14 protein-coding genes and 1 pseudogene are annotated in these 12,869 nt (G+C 65.5%); 7 read left to right on the plus strand and 8 right to left on the minus strand.

What is annotated here, in order from left to right; translation table 11 throughout:
• Nucleotides 1-77 precede the first annotated feature (77 nt).
• Nucleotides 78-629, plus strand: coding sequence for a Dps family protein (locus HV766_RS06860; RefSeq protein WP_013393536.1), 552 nt, complete (start codon nt 78-80; stop codon nt 627-629).
• Nucleotides 630-687: 58 nt separating this feature from the next.
• Here the strand turns inward: HV766_RS06860 and HV766_RS06865 are convergent, their stop codons facing one another.
• Nucleotides 688-2,892, minus strand: a complete 2,205-nt coding sequence (locus HV766_RS06865; protein ID WP_217472151.1) for a TonB-dependent siderophore receptor — start codon at nt 2,890-2,892, stop codon at nt 688-690.
• A 325-nt stretch (nt 2,893-3,217) separates the two neighbouring features.
• Between HV766_RS06865 and HV766_RS06870 the strand changes: the two genes are divergently transcribed.
• Nucleotides 3,218-4,084, plus strand: coding sequence for a helix-turn-helix domain-containing protein (locus HV766_RS06870; RefSeq protein WP_175180830.1), 867 nt, complete (start codon nt 3,218-3,220; stop codon nt 4,082-4,084).
• 26 nt (nt 4,085-4,110) lie between these two features.
• Here the strand turns inward: HV766_RS06870 and HV766_RS06875 are convergent, their stop codons facing one another.
• Entirely contained in the window at nt 4,111-4,611 is a 501-nt protein-coding gene (locus HV766_RS06875; RefSeq protein WP_054456804.1) for a hypothetical protein, read from the minus strand.
• Between the two features lie 364 nt (nt 4,612-4,975).
• Between HV766_RS06875 and HV766_RS06880 the strand changes: the two genes are divergently transcribed.
• Nucleotides 4,976-5,710, plus strand: a complete 735-nt coding sequence (locus HV766_RS06880) for an SDR family oxidoreductase (protein WP_175163744.1) — start codon at nt 4,976-4,978, stop codon at nt 5,708-5,710.
• Here the strand turns inward: HV766_RS06880 and HV766_RS06885 are convergent.
• A complete protein-coding gene (locus tag HV766_RS06885; protein WP_175180831.1) occupies nt 5,591-6,598 on the minus strand; it encodes a LysR family transcriptional regulator in 1,008 nt (335 codons plus the stop codon). The genes HV766_RS06880 and HV766_RS06885 overlap by 120 nt on opposite strands.
• 184 nt (nt 6,599-6,782) lie before the next feature.
• Here HV766_RS06885 and HV766_RS06890 point away from each other — a divergent pair.
• Nucleotides 6,783-6,938, plus strand: a pseudogene (locus tag HV766_RS06890) (nitrilase-related carbon-nitrogen hydrolase); the annotation flags it as partial.
• A gap of 274 nt (nt 6,939-7,212) precedes the next feature.
• Nucleotides 7,213-7,383: a hypothetical protein gene (locus HV766_RS06895; RefSeq protein WP_175163740.1), complete on the plus strand. Its 171-nt coding sequence runs from the start codon at nt 7,213-7,215 to the stop codon at nt 7,381-7,383.
• A gap of 75 nt (nt 7,384-7,458) precedes the next feature.
• Here the strand turns inward: HV766_RS06895 and msrA are convergent, their stop codons facing one another.
• Genes msrA through HV766_RS06920 form a run of 5 tightly spaced genes read right to left on the minus strand, consistent with a single transcriptional unit; the run spans nt 7,459 to nt 10,522 of the window.
• On the minus strand, nt 7,459-8,151 hold the full coding sequence (gene msrA, locus HV766_RS06900; RefSeq protein ID WP_175163738.1) for a peptide-methionine (S)-S-oxide reductase MsrA: 693 nt from the start codon (nt 8,149-8,151) through the stop codon (nt 7,459-7,461).
• A 31-nt stretch (nt 8,152-8,182) separates the two neighbouring features.
• Nucleotides 8,183-8,683, minus strand: a complete 501-nt coding sequence (msrB, locus tag HV766_RS06905; RefSeq protein WP_119451117.1) for a peptide-methionine (R)-S-oxide reductase MsrB — start codon at nt 8,681-8,683, stop codon at nt 8,183-8,185.
• Nucleotides 8,684-8,718: 35 nt separating this feature from the next.
• Nucleotides 8,719-9,048: a pentapeptide MXKDX repeat protein gene (locus HV766_RS06910; protein ID WP_119451118.1), complete on the minus strand. Its 330-nt coding sequence runs from the start codon at nt 9,046-9,048 to the stop codon at nt 8,719-8,721.
• Nucleotides 9,049-9,090: 42 nt separating this feature from the next.
• Entirely contained in the window at nt 9,091-9,882 is a 792-nt protein-coding gene (locus HV766_RS06915) for a molybdopterin-binding protein (RefSeq protein WP_119451119.1), read from the minus strand.
• 10 nt (nt 9,883-9,892) lie between these two features.
• Nucleotides 9,893-10,522 (minus strand): cytochrome b/b6 domain-containing protein, encoded by a 630-nt coding sequence (locus HV766_RS06920; protein ID WP_175164558.1) that lies wholly within the window; start codon nt 10,520-10,522, stop codon nt 9,893-9,895.
• Nucleotides 10,523-10,671: 149 nt separating this feature from the next.
• On the opposite strand from HV766_RS06920, the gene HV766_RS06925 reads away from it, so the two are divergent.
• Both HV766_RS06925 and HV766_RS06930 read left to right on the plus strand, forming a co-directional pair.
• On the plus strand, nt 10,672-11,400 hold the full coding sequence (locus HV766_RS06925) for a response regulator transcription factor (protein WP_054456812.1): 729 nt from the start codon (nt 10,672-10,674) through the stop codon (nt 11,398-11,400).
• Nucleotides 11,397-12,869, plus strand: coding sequence for a sensor histidine kinase (locus HV766_RS06930; RefSeq protein WP_175180832.1), 1,473 nt, complete (start codon nt 11,397-11,399; stop codon nt 12,867-12,869). The genes HV766_RS06925 and HV766_RS06930 overlap by 4 nt, the downstream gene beginning before the upstream one ends.

Below are 12,869 nucleotides of genomic sequence, written 5' to 3' on the forward strand. Positions count from 1 at the left end.
ACGCTAGCGAAGTCGCGGCGCAAGCAAGCCTCGCGCCGCGCGTGTGTTTTCACCATCATTCCTAGGAGTTGCGACCCATGGCCAAGAAACTGGATGAGAAGACCACCAAAGCCCTGAAAGAGCGGCGCAAGCGCCCGCTGGCGACGCCGACCGACCTGGCGTCGGCGGCCACCAGGGATATTTCCGCCGCGCTGAACCAGATACTCGCCGACGTGTTCGCGCTGTATCTCAAGACAAAGAACTTTCATTGGCACGTCAGCGGCCCCCATTTCCGCGACTACCACCTGCTGCTGGACGAGCAGGGCGACCAGCTGTTCGCCATGACGGATCCCATCGCCGAACGCATCCGCAAGATCGGCGGCACGACGCTGCGTTCCATCGGCCACATCGCGCGTTCGCAGCGCATCTCGGATAACGACGCGGACTACGTGCAGCCGCTGGATATGCTGGCCGAGCTGCGCGAGGACAACAAGGTCCTGGCCGCGGCGCTGCGCGAAGCGCACAACATCACCGACGAGCACCGCGACATCGCCAGCTCCAGCCTGATCGAGAACTGGATCGACGAGACCGAACGGCGCACCTGGTTCCTTTTCGAAGCCAGCCGGGAAGGGGATTCGACCGGCCATTGAGGCCGCAGGCGAGCCCCGCGCGCCCTGTCCACCGGGCCGCGCGGCTGGCTTGCCCGCCTTAGAACGACGCGGTGACCGTCGCGTAGTAGGCGCGGCCCGGTTCGTTATAGGTGGCGGCGCCCGCTTCGCCCGCGTTGCCTTCGCGGTAGAGCTTCTTGTCCAGCAGGTTGCTGACGCCGACGCGCAAGCGCAGGTTCTTGTTGAGCTCGTAGCCCGTGCTCAACCCGACCAGGGCGTAGGGGCTGACGCTTTGCAACCCCTGGCCCGTGATGGTTTCGCCGCGGCGCGGGTTCAACGTCGGGGCTTCCTGCTTGCCGTAGTAGGTCAGGTTGGCCTGGAACGACAGCTTTTCCGTGGCGAACCAATCCAGCGTGGAATTGATCGTGTACTTCGGGATGATGCTCAGCGGCTGGCCATTGTCCTTGCTCTCGCTCTGGATCATGTAGGTGAAGTTGGTGTTCCAGTCCAGGCTGGGCGCCAGCGGAATGAAGAGATTGCCTTCCAGCCCCTCGACCACGGCCTTGCCCGAGTTGCTCCATTGCAGCACGCGCGCGCCGTTGGCCAGGCGATAGGCGATGTCCGTGCCGGCCACGATCTTGTTCTTGTAGTCGTTGCGGAAGTAGGCCGCGCTCATGCGCCAGCTGCCGGGGTCGTACTCGAAGCCGATTTCCTTGTTGACGCTGGTTTCGGGCGACAGGTTTTCATTGCCCACCAGGTAGCAGCCGTTCTGATTCGCCTGCGAGGCCAGGCAGCCGAAGCCGCGGCTGTACATCAGGTAGTTCGGATTCGACTGGTACAGGTTCGGCGCCTTGTATGCCCGCGCGATGCCGCCCTTGAGCCTGAAGGCCTCTGTGACCTTGTAGGCGGCATTCAGGCTGGGGCTCCAGTTGTTGCCGAACTTCTCGTTGTGGTCCAGGCGTACGCCCGGCGTCAGGGTGGTGCGTTCCCCGGCCTCGATATTGTCCTCGACGAACAGCGCGTAGCTGTTCTGCGTGGTCTTGGGATCGCGGTTGCCAGGCGCCACGCCGCCGATGACGCCGCCCGTGTAGGTCTGGCGCAGGCTGGCGGGATCGTCCAGGGATTCGCGCAGCCATTCCACGCCTACCGTCGCGACCTGCTCGAAGCCGAGCTTGAACGGGACGTTGACCTCGCCCGCCGCGCGCAGGTTCTTCAAGCGCGAGGTGGACCAGCCCAGGTCCATCGGGCTGCCTTCGCCGCTGCCGGCCAGGCCTTCGTTCTGGCGCGCGTTGCGGGTGTAGTCATAGCCTATCGAGGCGCGCGAGGTACCCCAGTCCCAGGTGCCGCGATGCGTCAGGCTCAGGCTCTCGCGGTAGAGCACGTTGGTTTCTTTGCCGTACAGGCTGTCGGTGAACTTGGTGGTGGAGTTCAGCATCGTGTCGCCGGCATAGAGGTTGCCCTGGCGGCTGAAGGCGGCTTCCAGGTCCAGCGTGTTACGGTTGTCGGGACGCCAGGAGAAGACCGTGTTCAGGTCCTGGTTGATCACGCCTTCGCGGCCGGCCGATTCCGCCTGGCCGTCGCCGTTGAGCAGCGAGCGGCCGGCGTTGATGTTGCGGGCGTCGGGGTTGGTCTTGTTGTAGTTGCCATAGAGCCGGAAGCTGAGGGTGTCGCTGATGGGGCCGCTCAGGCGAATGCCGACCCGGTTGGTATTGCCTTCGTCGCTGTTCTCGGGCTGGTTCAGATAGTAGGTCAGCGAACCGCTGAGCTTGTCCGTGGGCCGCTTGGTGATGATGTTCACCACCCCGCCCATCGCGCCCGAGCCATAGCGCGCGGCGGCGGGGCCGCGCAATACTTCGATGCGCTCGACTTCCTCGGCGGGCACCCAGTTGGTGTCGCCGCGGGTGTCGCGGTCTCCGCTCCAGCCATAGCGGATGGCGTTGCGGGAGGTGGCGGGCTTGCCGTCGATCAAGATCAAGGTGTTTTCCGGCCCCATGCCGCGGATGTCGACCTGCCGGCTATTGCCGCGTGAGCCGCTGGCGCTGTTGCCGGTCAGGTTGACCCCAGGTTCGCGCCGGATGATGTCGGACAGGTCGTTGGTGGGAGGACGGCGGGCGATTTCCTCGGCCGTGATCACCGAGACGCCCAGCGCTTCCTTCACTTCCTCTTCGGCGGTGCCGAGCACCTGCACGGTGGGGAACTGCTGGATGTGATCATCCTGCGTCGAGGTCGTCTGCGCGGCGGCGCCGGCGGTATGAAGCGCGCAGAACAGCGCCGCTGCGGCGTAGTTCAGGCGTTGGTTGGACAGGGACAGCACGAAGTTCTACTCCACAGGCAACGCAGCATGCGGACCGGGCGGGCAGGGTGGGGTTTTCACAACGCCCGCCGCAGATGCTCAACCCAAAGCCGGATGTGCATGATTTAATTGAGAACGATTTCTATTTGAAGCGTTCAGAATTATGTCAGCGGGAGTGCACGCCGGGTTTTGCGCCGGCACCACAATGCTTTGCGGCATCGCCAATCCTCCGGAATCCGGCATGGACGAGCTTCGGCCCGTAGCCGTTGCGGAATCAGCACATCGGGTCGTCCATTACGGGATGGCGCCTGTGGTCCCTGCGCGCGCGCAGACCGTCATGGAAGGCTGGTCTGACCTGGCCGAACTGGACCCTGGCATGGTGTTGTGGCGGCTGGACGCGCGCGATCTGCAAGGTGCGCGCATGCGTGCGGCGGTGCGGCCAGGCCTGCACCTGGCCCTGGTGGTCGGCGGCCGCGTGAACGTGACGCTGGGGGAACACAGGCTCACCCTGGGGCCCGGCGCCGATGGTAGCGTGCAAGGGGTGATGCTTTCCGCGCTGCGGCCGGACGCCTTCCTGCGCGAGTCATGCCGTGGCCATATCGAGCGCACGGTGATGCTGACCTTGCAGCCGCAATGGCTGGATCGGCATCTTCCCGGCGAAGAGGGACTGGCGCTGCGCGCGTTCGCGCAGCGCCATCTGGCGTTGCAGACCTGGAAGGCATCGGACCAGGCCGTGGCCGCCGCGCAGCAGATGTTGCGTCCGCCCGTGCTGCCGCCGCCTTTGTGGCGCCTGTACCAGAAGTCGCGCGCGCTCGACATCGTGGTCGAGGCGCTGGCGCATGCGCACGGCACGGCCACTGAGGAGGCCGCGCCGCTCAGCCCGCGCGACCGCCGCCGCATGGCCGCGTTGCGGGAATGGATAGATCAGGGCGGCGCCGATGCCTTGCCGCTGGCGGAAATTGCCGCGCGGGCGTGCGTCAGCGTGAACACGCTGCAGCGGCACTTTCGCGCCATGTGGGGCACCACGGTGGCGCAATACCTGCGCGAGGGCAGGCTGTCGCGCGCGCGGTTGGCGCTGGAGCGCGATGGCATCAGCGTCGCGCAAGCGGCTTGCATCGCCGGCTACGGCAGCGCAGCCAACTTCGCCACCGCATTCCGGCGCCGCTTCGGCGTGCCGCCGGGGCAGGTCCGCGCGCGGCGCTAAGGCGCGGCCGAGGCCGGGGTTTCAGGTCAGCCGTGCTTGCCGAAGCCGCCGCTGGCCCACTCCGAGGCGCGCTGCACGCTCAGCTTGTAGGTCGGCGCGACATGGGTCTGGGCCAGTTGTTCGCCGGATTCATCGTAGGCGCTCAATACGGCATACGGCTCGTCTTCGTCGGGAACGATATCCAGCTTGACGGTCAGGCGGCCGGCGGCGGCGTCGATCTTCACGCTTTTGTGTAGCGTCGCGTGCAATTGCTGCTCGTGGCGGCGCAGGACTTCCCGGGCGGTCTTGACCAGGGTGATGAAGGCCGGGGAGTCGAGCGGCTTGGGGTTTTTCTTGTCGCGGCCCATGGTCCATGGACCGACCAGGGCCGGCTCGGCCTCGCCGTCCATGGTCATTTCCACGGCCCAGCCGTCGTCTTCCTCGTTCTTGATGATCCTGGCGGTCCAGCCATCGTCGCGCCACAGCGTGGGCAGCTGTTCTTTGCGGTCTTCGGGGGTTTCCGTTTCCGGTATGTGGGTATCGTTCACTGCTGTACTTCTCCTGGACTCGTTTGCCGGCAGGCCCGCGATTGGCGGGCATCGCAGCTTCCGGCTGTTGCCGGAAACCGTTGCCGCAGCGCGAACGCCATCGCGATGGCGGCAATTCCGCCTGCCGACAATAGGGTGCCGGCAACGCCGGTCTTGGCCAGCATGATACCGCCCAGCGTCGCGCCGCGGCCGATGGCGCAGGATGCAGCATTGCTTTTCCGTTTTCGTCATTCACGCAAAGCGCCGGAACCTGGACACGCCCGCATCGGGCAAGCCGATACCCCGATCGGACATTCCTGCTGGCGCCCGGCACTTCGTAGCGCCACCATCGCCTGCTCCAAACACGTGTTTCAAGGAAATGAGCATGGACAATGGTCTTGCAGGACAACGGGTGGTGGTGGTCGGCGGTAGCTCGGGCATGGGGTTGGCCGTCAGCGAGCGATTGCTGGGCATGCACTGCGAGGTACTGATCGTGGGCAGGTCCCGCGACAAGCTCGACGCGGCGCGCGAGCAGTTGCGCGCGTTTGGCGCGCCTCGCCTGCACCAGGCGGATGTGACGAGTGAAGCGCAAGTGCAGCGGCTGTTTGAAGAATCAGGCCCGGTGGATCATCTGGTCTGCACGGCTGCCGACATACGCGGCGCCTACGAGCTGCTGCCGCAACTCTCGCTGGACGCGCTGGACCGAGCCATCCGCTCCAAGGTCGTCGCGCCCATCCTGCTGGCCAAACATGGCGCCCCGCGCATGCCGGCGCACGGTTCCATCACCCTGACGTCGGGCATTGCCGCCTACCGGCCCCGGCCGAAGGGCATCGCCGTGGCGGCGATCAATGCCGCGTTGGAGGGTGTCGTGCGCGCCATGGCGGTCGAGCTTGCGCCGCTGCGGATCAATGCCGTATCGCCGGGCTGGGTGGATACGCCCATCTGGAATGACGTAGCCGGCGCCGACAGCGGACCGCTTTTGGCATCGATGGCCGAGCGGCTACCGGTGGGCCGGGTCGGCGCCGGCAGCGATATCGCCGATGCCATCGGCTTCCTGATCGGCAATGGCTACACCACCGGCACCGTGCTTCATGTCGATGGCGGCCATCGGCTGGTCTGAGCCAGTCGCCGCGAGGCGGATCATCTCGATGAAGGCGGCCACCTGGCGCGTAGGCGTCCGGTGCAGGGTGAGCAGGCAGATGGGAAGACCTGCTCCCGCGGTCGACAACGGCCGCCACCGGACGCAAGCCGTTGTCGCTGCGGGATCCATGGCCATCCGCGGCAGGATCGATACCCCGAGGCCCGCGGACACCATCTGTATCAAGGCCGGTACGCTGTCGGCGACACCGCGGATACGCGGCTGCACCGGGGCTTCCTGCAACACGGCCTCCAGGTATTCCCGGTATCGGCAGCCGTCCATCGTGACGACCAGCGGGAATGCGGCAAGCGCGTCGGCCTTGATGTCTACAGCCTCGGATAGCGGATGCCCAGGGGGCATTACGACCACCGGCATGTCCCGCGCAATGGCTTGCGCCCGGAGCTTGGCGTCGCTTGCCGGCCATCCGTGCACCAGACCGAGGTCGGCCGTCCCATCGAGCACCGCCTGAGCCGTCGCCAGGGAGTTTCTTTCTTGAACTGCAACCTGCGTTCCGGGGTGCATGCCGGCAAAGCGCAACAGTTGCGGAACCAGCACACTGGTGCACAAGGTCTGCGGCGCGGCGACCCGGATCGTGCCTCCTGAATCGTCGACGTTGTCGCGAACTTCCCGGAAGGCGTCATCGGCCCGGGCAAGCAATTCGCGTGCTCGAATGGCCAGTCTCTCTGCGGCCGGGGTGGGTTGCAGGCGATTGTTCTGGCGGATGAAGAGCGCCTGGCCGACGCTCTCTTCCAGCGCCCGTATCTGTTCCGTAACGCTGGGTTGCGACAGATGCACCTGTTTGGCGGCTTTCGTGAAGCTCAACGTTTCCATCGCCGCGACGAAGATCTTCAGCTGTCGTAGTTGGAACATGTGGGTACGCGGTTGTGCTGGGTGGGCCTGTGTGCAGGTGGCTGTCTGCTGCCGAGTGTACTTCCGGTCCAAGACGGGCGGTTCAGGCATAGCGGGCGCCCTTGGCCAGCTCAGGCCGCGGGCAGGCATGACACCCCGAAGGCATCGAACCGCATGCGCCGGTGCTGGGCTCGGCTGGCGCAGCAAGCAACGCAAATTGATGCCGACCGTCGTGGAACGGTTGATCTGGGGCTATGGCGACGGCTCCACCATGCCCGTGTTCGATACACCCCGCGGAAAACTGGGTGCCGTGATCTGCTGGGAAAACTACATGCCGCTACTGCGCATGGCGATGTACGGGACAGGCATGAGCCGCCGTGGCCGAACTGATACGGTCGCGGATACGTAGCAGTTTCCGGTGCAGCAAATTGCATGAAGTTCGACGGTAAACTCCGATTGTTTGCAGGGCGTATGGCGCTCGCTCTGCCCATTTCCAACCTCTTTTTGCGTTGCCATTTTTAAGCAAGCGTCAGAGGAAGGCATGGGGAAAAATCTCCGGTTCCTATTTGCGGTACCTGCTGATAGCGCTCGGCGGCGCTGAGGTCGTTTGTCGTTGCCTGGCCCGCGAGTCGTAAATGAAGCTGCTGAAGCAGCGTTTTGAGGAAATGATGAATTTTTGGGTCCCTGTAGTCTTCGGTACGTTCAAGCTTCTGGTGTTGGGCACGGGCATGTTTCTCGCCATCAAGTCCCATTACGATGGAGAAAAAAAGGAGAAAGCGGAAAAGAAGGAGATAAAGGCTCCGTAAGCGAGCCTTCGTTGCTACGCAAGGGTTTAGAGCGCGGCCGACTTTATTCAGCGCGGCCGGCTCCATTTATCGTCTTCAGTTCACCAGCACAGGCTTGTCCCGATACTGCTGCGGAAACGTCTTGGCCAGGTTTTCGACCTTGGGCACGTCGTTGACCATGATGTACATGCTGTACGGATGGCGCACGAGATAGTCCTGGTGGTAGTCCTCGGCAGGATAGAAGGCTTTCAGCGGTTCTATCGTCGTGGCAAGCGCCTTGGGGTACACACCTGTCTTGTTCAGCTGCGCGATGTAGGCTTCGGCCACTTTGCGCTGGCCGTCGTCCGCAGGAAAGACCGTTGAACGGTACTGGGTGCCGCTGTCCGGACCCTGGCGGTTGAGCTGGGTGGGATCGTGGGCCACCGAGAAATAGATCTGCAGCAGCTGGCCGTAGCTGACCTGGGCGGGGTCGTAGGTGATCTCGACCGCTTCGGCGTGGCCGCTGCGCCCGCCGCTGACGGTGTCGTAATTGGCGGTGGACGCCTGGCCGCCGGCGTAGCCGGAGACGGCGGAGCTGACCCCCTTGACGTGCTGGAACACGGCTTGCACGCCCCAGAAGCAGCCGCCGGCGATGACGGCTTTTTGCGGTGCGGCGGCCGCGGGCTGGTCCATGGCCGGGGGCGGAATGATGAAGGCGGTTTCCGCGGCGCTGGCCGAGGCGGCGCCCAGCAGGCCGCAGGCGACGGCCAGCGCGGCGCAAAGTTTGCGGGGCAGGTGGATGGCGGACATGGTGTCTCCTGATGGATGGGGCGGCCGGAGTTCAGGCCTGCGGGGTGAACGCCAGGGCCACGCCATTCATGCAGTAGCGTAGCCCGGTCGGACGCGGGCCGTCGTCGAAGACGTGGCCCAGATGGCCGCCGCAATTGGCGCAATGCACGGCGACGCGCGTCATGCCGAAGCTGCGGTCCTTGGTTTCGCCCACGGCGCCGTCCAGCGGCTGCCAGAAGCTGGGCCAGCCGGTGCCGCTGTCGAACTTGGTGGAAGAAGAGAACAGCGGATGGGCGCAGCCGGCGCAGGCGTAGGCGCCCTTGCGATACTCCTTGTCCAGCGGGCTGGAGTAGGGACGCTCGGTGCCTTCGCGGCGCAGCACTTCGTATTGTTCGCGCGTGAGCCGTTCGCGCCATTGCGCGTCGCTCAGCGTGTAGGGGAAGGCCTGGGCGGCGGCGGCCGGGCCGCCGCGCGCCGCCAGGACCGGGGCCAGGCCGGCGGCGATGGCCGCCGCGCTGCCCAGGCCCAGGAAATGCCTGCGGTCTAGTTTCATGACATGCTCCGGATCAGGGGCGGGCCGGGTGGGCGCTATTGCTTCATGCCATCCTTGGACATGCCGCCTTTCGACATGCCGTCCTTGGACATCGAATCCTTGGACATGCCATCCTTTGACATGCCATCCTTGGACATCGAGTCCTTCGACATGCTGTTCTTGGACATCGAATCCTTCGACATGCCTTCCTTCGACATGCCGTCCTTGGACATGGAATCCTTGGACATCCCGCTCTTGGCCATTCCGTCCTTGGCCATCGAGCCGCCGCCCATGGCGTCCTTGCTCATGCTGTCGGCGGCATGGACTGCCGCGGCGCCGAAAGCCAGGCACAGGGACAGCGCGGCGGTGGTAGCGATTTTCTTCATGATGCGTTCCTTTATGGAGAGTGAAAGCGTGAAAGATTCCACCTAGCTGCCGCCGAACCAGTTGTAGCCCTGGTCCTCCCAGTAACCGCCCGGGTAGGTGTTGGTGACGAAAATTGCCTGTATGTGCTTGGGGTTCTTGTAGCCAAGCTTGGTAGGCATGCGCAGCTTCATGGGGAAGCCGTACTCTGGTGGCAGCGTCTGGCCGTCATAGGTCAGCGCCAGGATGGTCTGGGGGTGCAATGCGGTGGGCATGTCGATGCTGGTGTAGTAGTCGTCGGCGCACTTGAAGCCCACGTACCTGGCGCTCAGGTCCGCGCCCACGCGCTTGAGGAAGGCGGAGAACGGCACGCCGCCCCATTTGCCGATGGCGCTCCAGCCTTCGACGCAGATGTGCCGCGTCACCTGGTCGATCTGCGCCATGGCGCGCAGTTCCTCCAGCCGCCAGCGGCGCTTGTCTGCGACCAGTCCGCTGACTTCCAGGCGGAACGATTCCTCGTCCACATGCCGCACCTCGTCAATGCCGTAGTAGGCATTGAAGGGGAAGGGCCGCGTGATCATCGATTCGGGATAGGTCGGCGCCAACTGGTCGGGGTCGAAGATCCAGCCCTGCACCCGGTCGTTGAAGCGCGAAACCGCGGTCAGCGCTTTCTCTACGCTTTCGTCGTCCGACAGCGAGCAGCCCGACAGCATGGCCAGTCCGCCCAGGGTCAGGCTGCTGCGCAGGAAGGCGCGGCGCGAGGGCTGTTCGACCCGCTTTTCCAGGATCCTGCCGGCTTCCTTGAGGATGGCCGGGCCGTCCAGGCCGGGCAGGGAGGGGCGCTTGTGCTTGTTCACGGATGGCTCCTTATTTGCCGCGGATCATGGCGATCAGGCTGCGCGGCACCAATGCAACCATCACCAGGTGGACCGCCACGAACGCCGTCAGCAAGGCCATGGCAATGAAGTGCACGCGGCGCGCGGTCTCGTATCCGCCCATCAGTTCGCGCAGCAGTTCGAACTGCACCGACTTCCACAGCACCAGCCCGGACAGCACCAGCACCGCGATGTCGAGCATCACGAACAGATAAGCCAGCCGCTGCACCTGGTTGTAGCGGCGCGGATCGGCGTGGGCGAGCTTGCCGCGCAGCGCCGCGCCCAGGTCGGCGGCAATGCCGCGGATGCTCAAGGGGAAGAACTTGCGCCAGAGGCGGCCGGTGGCCAGATTCATGGCCAGGTACAGGATGCCGTTGAAGAACAGCAGCCACATGCCGGCGAAATGCCATTGCAGGGCGCCGCCCAGCCAGCCGCCCAGCGTGATCTCCCGTGGAAACACGAAGTCGAACAAGGGCGAGGCGTTGTAGATGCGCCAGCCGCTCATTACCATGACCACCACGGCCAGGGCGTTGAGCCAGTGCATGGCGCGCAGCCAGCCGGGATGGATGGGTACATTGGCCGGCGGGGCCGGAACGTCGTGGCTTGCGGGAGGGGCCAGCATGGCGGGACTCCGGGGGGGCTTGTTGTCGTTGGAGCCATTCTTCCCCGGGGCCGATACCGAAGTCCTCACGCAAACTTAAATTAATTGTGATAACTCGGCGGCGCGGATTGGCGACAATAGGCGCATAGCCCCTTTAGAGTTTGCTGCCCATGGACACGCCCCGACGCGTACTCATCGTCGAAGACGACGCCCACATCGCCGAACTGCTGCGCCTGCATCTGCGGGACGAAGGCTACGCGGTCGAGCATGCCGCCGACGGCAACGAAGGCATGCGCAGGCTGGAGGAAGGCGGCTGGGACGCCCTGGTGCTGGACCTGATGTTGCCCGGCATCGATGGCCTTGAAATCTGCAAGCGCGCCCGCGCCATGGCGCGCTATACGCCCATCATCATCACCAGCGCGCGCTCCAGCGAAGTGCACCGCATCCTGGGCCTGGAACTGGGCGCGGACGACTACCTGGCCAAGCCGTTCTCGATGCTGGAACTGGTGGCGCGGGTGCGGGCGCTCCTGCGCCGCAGCGACGCGCTTGAGCGCAACGCGCGCATCGACGCCGGCAGTCTGGCCCTGCACGGCGTGGCCATCGACCCGGTGGCGCGCACGGCCGAGGTCGACGGCCGCCGGCTGGACCTGACCCCGCGCGAGTTCGATCTGCTGCATTTCTTCGCGCGGCACCCGGACAAGGTTTTTTCGCGGATGGATCTGCTGAACCAGGTATGGGGCTACCAGCACGAAGGCTATGAACACACGGTCAATACCCACATCAACCGGCTGCGGGTGAAGATCGAAGCGGACCCGTCGGATCCGCAGCGCATTCTGACGGTCTGGGGCAAGGGCTATAAATTCGCCGCGGGGCCGGGCGGCGCGGGAGGCGCATCATGAAGCGGTTCACGCTTACCCAACGGCTGTCCGCCGTGTTTGCGTTGCTGTTGCTCGCCAGCTGCGGCGCCTCGGCCTGGCTGCAGATCGCGGCCAATTCCCGCTACGAGCAGGAGGTCGTCCAGCGCCTGTCCAGCGGACTGGCGCAGCATATCGCCGGCGCCAACGAATTGATGGACACCAACGGCTGGAAGCCCGCTGCGGTGCGCTCGCTGTTCGACATGCTGATGGCGGTGAATCCGGCGGTCGAGGTCTACTTGCTGTCCAACGACGGCCACATCGTGGGCGATGCCGCGCCCGCCGGCCAGATCAAGCGCGAGCGTGTCGACCTGGGGCCGGTCAAGCGCCTGTTGGCCGGCGAGATGCTGCCCATCACCGGCGACGACCCGCGCAGCCTGGACGCGCAGAAAGTCTTCAGCGCCGCGCCGGTGCGCGTGGGCGGGCAGGACAAGGGCTACGTCTACGTGGTGTTGCAGGGGCAGGCGCACGACGCGCTGGCGATGGCCGTGTCGCGCAGCTCCGTGCTGCGCACGACCTTGTGGTCGATCGCGCTGGTCGCGTTGCTGGGCCTGGTGGCTGGCCTGGCGGCGTTCGCCTTGATCACGCGGCCGCTGCGCGGGCTGACGCGCGCGGTGCGCGCCTTCGACGGCGACGACGGGCAGGCCCTGGCCGCGCTGGAGCGTCCGGGCGACGCCTCGGAGCGCAATGGCGACGAGATCGCGGTGCTGCGGCGCAGCTTCGTGCAGATGGGCAAGCGCATATCCGACCAATGGCGCGAACTGACCCGGCAGGACCAGCAGCGGCGCGACCTGGTCGCCAACATCTCGCACGATCTGCGCACGCCGCTGACCTCGCTGCACGGCTATCTGGAAACCCTGAGGTTGAAGGACCAGACGCTGGACCCGGACGAGCGCCGCCGCTACCTGGACATTGCGCTGGCCCAGAGCCGCAAGGTCGGCCGCCTGGCGCAGGAACTCTTCGAACTGGCGCGGCTGGAGTCCGGGCTGGTGCGGCTGGAGCCCGAGACCTTTTCGTTGCCGGAATTGGTGCAGGACGTGATCCAGAAGTTCGAGCTGGCGGCCGAGGCGCGCCAGCAACGCCTGACCACCGACATCCCGCGCGAACTGCCGCCGGTGCGCGCGGACCTTGGGCTGATCGAACGCGTGCTGACCAACCTGCTGGACAACGCCATCCGCCACAGCCCGCCCGGCGGCCTGATCGAACTGCGGCTGGGCAGCGCGCATGACCTGGTGCAGGTGCAGGTCAGCGACACGGGCGAGGGCATTCCGCAGGCGCTGCGCGCGGGACTTTTCACGCGGGCCAGCGCCTTGAATCGAGGCCCTAGCGACGGCGGCGGGCTGGGGCTGGTGATCGTGCAGCGCATCCTGCAGCTGCACCACAGCGAGATCAGGCTTGTGGACCGCGCCGGATCGGGCGCGGTGTTCCAGTTCGACCTGGCCGCGGCGCGCTAG

The organism is Achromobacter aegrifaciens, from assembly GCF_902859735.1.
GTDB lineage: Bacteria > Pseudomonadota > Gammaproteobacteria > Burkholderiales > Burkholderiaceae_B > Achromobacter > Achromobacter aegrifaciens.

Coding starts and splice junctions, on each gene's coding strand:
- HV766_RS06860 (WP_013393536.1), top strand. CDS start 78: ATGGCCAAGAAACTGGATGAGAAGACCACCAAAGCCCTGAAAGAGCGG.
- HV766_RS06870 (WP_175180830.1), top strand. CDS start 3,218: ATGGAAGGCTGGTCTGACCTGGCCGAACTGGACCCTGGCATGGTGTTG.
- HV766_RS06880 (WP_175163744.1), top strand. CDS start 4,976: ATGGACAATGGTCTTGCAGGACAACGGGTGGTGGTGGTCGGCGGTAGC.
- HV766_RS06885 (WP_175180831.1), bottom strand. CDS start 6,598: ATGTTCCAACTACGACAGCTGAAGATCTTCGTCGCGGCGATGGAAACG.
- HV766_RS06895 (WP_175163740.1), top strand. CDS start 7,213: ATGAAGCTGCTGAAGCAGCGTTTTGAGGAAATGATGAATTTTTGGGTC.
- msrA (WP_175163738.1), bottom strand. CDS start 8,151: ATGTCCGCCATCCACCTGCCCCGCAAACTTTGCGCCGCGCTGGCCGTC.
- msrB (WP_119451117.1), bottom strand. CDS start 8,683: ATGAAACTAGACCGCAGGCATTTCCTGGGCCTGGGCAGCGCGGCGGCC.
- HV766_RS06910 (WP_119451118.1), bottom strand. CDS start 9,048: ATGAAGAAAATCGCTACCACCGCCGCGCTGTCCCTGTGCCTGGCTTTC.
- HV766_RS06920 (WP_175164558.1), bottom strand. CDS start 10,522: ATGCTGGCCCCTCCCGCAAGCCACGACGTTCCGGCCCCGCCGGCCAAT.
- HV766_RS06925 (WP_054456812.1), top strand. CDS start 10,672: ATGGACACGCCCCGACGCGTACTCATCGTCGAAGACGACGCCCACATC.
- HV766_RS06930 (WP_175180832.1), top strand. CDS start 11,397: ATGAAGCGGTTCACGCTTACCCAACGGCTGTCCGCCGTGTTTGCGTTG.